Annotated in this window: 2 protein-coding genes; both read left to right on the top strand. The window is 63.5% G+C overall.

Annotation, left to right across the window (positions count from 1 at the left end):
- Positions 1–120: 120 nt before the first annotated feature.
- Entirely contained in the window at positions 121–1,296 is a 1,176-nt protein-coding gene (locus tag HMPREF0372_RS10315; RefSeq protein ID WP_007491938.1) for a cation diffusion facilitator family transporter, read from the top strand.
- Positions 1,297–1,380: 84 nt separating this feature from the next.
- Positions 1,381–2,073, top strand: coding sequence for a response regulator transcription factor (locus HMPREF0372_RS10310; RefSeq protein ID WP_007491935.1), 693 nt, complete (start codon positions 1,381–1,383; stop codon positions 2,071–2,073).
- Positions 2,074–2,134: the final 61 nt, after the last annotated feature.

The following is a 2,134-nucleotide window of genomic DNA, read 5'->3' as shown; positions in this document are numbered from 1 at the left end:
TTCAGATGTCCAATATGTATTGTAGTCCTACAGACCGTCTGTTTGGGGGGAAAACCTCTCCTTGACGATGGCGGGCGGGCGTGGGATAATAAAAGGAAACCAATCTTTGGGGGAGACAGCATGATCAATCGGCTGGTGCGGCTTTTCATCCAGGACTGCGACAATGTGACGGACCCAGCGGTGCGGGAGAAGTACGGCGTCCTGTCCGGGGCGGTGGGGATTGTGCTCAATCTGCTGCTGTCTGCGGGCAAGTTCTTCGCCGGCGTTGTGACCGGCTCCATCGCCATCACGGCGGATGCCTTCAACAACCTGTCCGACGCGGGCTCGTCGGTGGTGACTCTGGTGGGATTTAAGCTGGCGGGACAGAAGGCCGACGATGGACACCCCTTCGGCCACGGCCGGGCGGAGTACCTGGCGGGGCTGCTGGTGAGCCTGATGATCCTCCTGGTGGGGCTGGAGCTGGGCAAGACCTCCATCGGGAAGATCCTCCGCCCGGAGGCGGTGGACTTTTCGCTGGTGTCGGTGGCCATTCTGGCGGCTTCCATCCTGGTGAAGCTGTGGATGAGCCATTTCAACCGGGTATTGGGGAAGAAGCTCGGCTCGGCGGCCATGGCGGCCACCGCCGCGGACTCCCTCTCCGACGTGGTGGCGACCTCCGCCGTGTTGGCGGGCACCCTGGCCGGACACTTCGCCCACCTGAGCATCGACGGCTGGGCGGGGGCGGTGGTGGCCGTCTTTATTCTGAAGGCGGGTTGGGGAGCCGCCAAGGACACCATTAACCCCCTGCTGGGGGCCCGCCCCGACCCGGAGCTGGTCCACGCAATCCGGGAGGTGGTGCTGTCGCATCCCCAGGTGGTGGGAATGCACGACCTCATCATCCACGACTACGGCCCGGGGCGGCGGCTGTGCTCTTTCCACGCCGAGGTACCCCAGGACGCCGACATCCTGGAGGCCCACGACGCCATCGACCACATCGAGCGGGAGATCCAGCAGAAGTTCGGCATTGAGACCACGGCGCACATGGACCCCATCGCCACCGACGACGAGTCGGTGAACCGCCTGCGGGAACAGGTGGCGGCCCTGGCAAGGGCCGTGGAGCCGGAGATGACCATCCATGACTTCCGGGTGACCAAGGGGCCCCAGCACACCAACCTGATTTTTGACGTGGTGGTGCCCCACCGCTGCCGCCTGCGGGACGAGGAGCTCTGCGAACGCCTGTCCGGGGCGGTGCGTGCCCTGGACGAGCGGTATTTTGCGGTCATTCAGGTGGACCGGGCCTATGTGGAGACCCGGTAACTCCCTTTTACAAAAAATTCACCCTTGTGGGGAAAAAAGCCGGTATAATACCGGAGAGAACAACATAGAAAAGGACGGTGCGCTATGGCCAGGAAGGTCCTGATTGTGGAAGACGACTCCAATATTGCCGAGCTTCTCCACCTCTATCTGGAGAAGGAGGGCTTTGAGACAGCGGTGGCCGGGGACGGCGGCAAGGGGGTGGAGCTGTTCCGCTCCTTCCACCCGGAGCTGGTGCTGCTGGACATCATGCTGCCTGTAATGGACGGCTGGTCGGTGCTCAAGAAGATCCGGGAGAACGACAAGACCCCGGTGATCATGCTCACCGCCAAGGGGGAGACCCAGGACAAGGTGGCCGGGCTGGAGGGGGGCGCCGACGACTATATCGTCAAGCCCTTTGAGATGAAGGAGGTGCTGGCCCGCATCCACGCGGTGCTCCGCCGCTTCGGCGGCGAGGAGGAGGGGAGCGGCGAGAAGAAGCTCTCCTTCGACAAGCTGGTCATCAACCTGGACTCCTATGAGCTGCTGGTGGACGGCAAGCGGGTGGATACGCCGCCCAAGGAGCTGGAGCTGCTCTACCACCTGGCGGCCTCCCCCAACCGGGTATTCACCCGAAACCAACTGCTGGACGAGGTGTGGGGCTTCGACTACTTCGGCGACTCCCGTACCGTGGACGTGCATATCAAGCGCCTGCGGGAGAAGCTGGAGGGCGTCAGCGAGCAGTGGAGCCTCAAAACCGTGTGGGGTGTCGGTTACAAGTTCGAGGTGGTGAACGGATGAGGGCATATGTGCTGACGCCGGCACGCGAGGCGTGCCGCCGCCTCTGCGGCGGAGCGGGACG

The organism is Flavonifractor plautii ATCC 29863 (assembly GCF_000239295.1).
GTDB lineage: Bacteria > Bacillota > Clostridia > Oscillospirales > Oscillospiraceae > Flavonifractor > Flavonifractor plautii.
This window is presented reverse-complemented; position numbering and strand designations above follow the sequence as displayed.

Excerpts from the sequence above, each read along its gene's own strand:
- HMPREF0372_RS10315 (WP_007491938.1), top strand. The coding sequence starts at position 121 with ATGATCAATCGGCTGGTGCGGCTTTTCATCCAGGACTGCGACAATGTG.
- HMPREF0372_RS10310 (WP_007491935.1), top strand. The coding sequence starts at position 1,381 with ATGGCCAGGAAGGTCCTGATTGTGGAAGACGACTCCAATATTGCCGAG.